Source organism: Kitasatospora sp. A2-31 (assembly GCF_022288725.1).
GTDB lineage: Bacteria > Actinomycetota > Actinomycetes > Streptomycetales > Streptomycetaceae > Kitasatospora.
The window spans coordinates 1-1297 of the sequence record NZ_JAKNTA010000209.1 but is presented as its reverse complement, the minus strand read 5'-3'; the positions used below and the strand labels follow the sequence as shown (position 1 = coordinate 1297).

The 1297-nt window shown below is 74.0% G+C and carries 2 protein-coding genes; one reads left to right on the top strand and one right to left on the bottom strand.

The features are described 5' to 3' along the window. Positions 1-158 precede the first annotated feature (158 nt). Positions 159-770: a dihydrofolate reductase family protein gene (locus tag MCM47_RS40945; protein WP_238859939.1), complete on the top strand. Its 612-nt coding sequence runs from the start codon at positions 159-161 to the stop codon at positions 768-770. Positions 771-842: 72 nt separating this feature from the next. Here the strand turns inward: MCM47_RS40945 and MCM47_RS40940 are convergent, their stop codons facing one another. Beyond that, positions 843-1250, bottom strand: coding sequence for a hypothetical protein (locus MCM47_RS40940; RefSeq protein WP_238859941.1), 408 nt, complete (start codon positions 1248-1250; stop codon positions 843-845). Positions 1251-1297 lie beyond the last annotated feature (47 nt).

The window sequence follows — 1297 nt, the reverse complement described above, 5'->3', positions numbered from 1 at the left end:
CCGCCCGTCCGGCCGGCGGGCCGTCCCCGTCAGCGCCTCCCGCCGGCAGCGGCCCGTGACGCGCCGGGCCGTTCGGCCGATCCGCACCGTGCCGTCACTCGGGGGTGGCAGCGCCGGGAAGAGGCGGCCCCGGCCGCCCAGGAACAGAAAGGGACGTCATGAACCGCTTGGTCGTGGCGATGCAGATCTCCATCGACGGCTGTGTGAGCAGCACGCTCGCGGATTCGACCTGGCAGCTGTGGAACTGGGGGCCGCAGTGGCCCTGGAGCGAGGACCTGCGCGAAGCGTTCAACGACCTGTTCGCCGACGCCGCGGGGATCCTCCTCAGCCGTCCGATGGCCGACGAAGGCTACCTCGCCCACTGGGACGCGATGGCCCGCCGACACCCGACCGACGGGGAGTGGAACTTCAGCCGCGCCATCGGCGCTCTGCCCAAGTTCGTCGTCAGCCGAACGGGCCGGCCGGAGCGCGCCTGGCCGAACACCACCGTCCTCAACGGCGAGTTCGACCAGGCCGTCGCCCGGGCCAAGAAGGAGGCCGCCGGCGACCTGCTGTGCTTCGGCGGCGCGGGGTTCGTGACGTCCCTCCTACGGCAGGACCTGGTGGACGAGTTGAGGCTCTTCACCAACCCCGGCTTCGCCGGATCCGGGGCCGGCATCTTCGGCCCCTGGCTCGCGGACCGTCGTCTCCGTGCCGCCGCGGCGCACGCCTACACCTGCGGCATCGCGGAAACCCGCTGGGTCAGGCACTCGACGACGACCGACGCCTGACCCCCGGCCGGCTGGACGGACGCGAGGTGCCCGGCTTCGGCGGGAAGGCGGGCACCGTCGGGCCCCGGCCGGTCAGCGGTGGATCAGGCTGAGGACGGCGCACAGCACGGCCGTGGTCGTCACGAGGAGTGCGGTGAGCACGCATCGCGCCCGCAGGTGGCGGTAGCGGGCCTCGTACTCGGCGCGCAGTTCGTCGCGGCGACCGCGCAGCCGGGTGAGGTACGCGCGGGACACGTGGAGGTGGGCGCGGGTGTAGTGGTGTTCGAGGTCGTGGCGCTGGGTGCCGGTGAGCCAGGGGAGGTGGTCGGCCAGGTCGCGGGCGGCCTGCCGGGCCTCTTCGGTTTCGGCCTGCCAGTACAGGTATCCCTCGAGTTGCTGCACGCCGTGGCCGGCATCGGTGTCGGCGGCGAGCGAGGGGCCGGGCGGGGGCGGGCGCCGGGGCTGGTGGGGCCGGGGCTGGTGGGGCCGGGGTGTCCTCATCCGCCGTTCCGGTCCCTGGTGGTCACGGCGGGGGGTCCGCCCTGGGG

Bases quoted from the DNA above. Each gene is read 5' to 3' on its own strand.
- MCM47_RS40945 (WP_238859939.1), top strand. From the start codon at position 159: ATGAACCGCTTGGTCGTGGCGATGCAGATCTCCATCGACGGCTGTGTG.
- MCM47_RS40940 (WP_238859941.1), bottom strand. From the start codon at position 1,250: ATGAGGACACCCCGGCCCCACCAGCCCCGGCCCCACCAGCCCCGGCGC.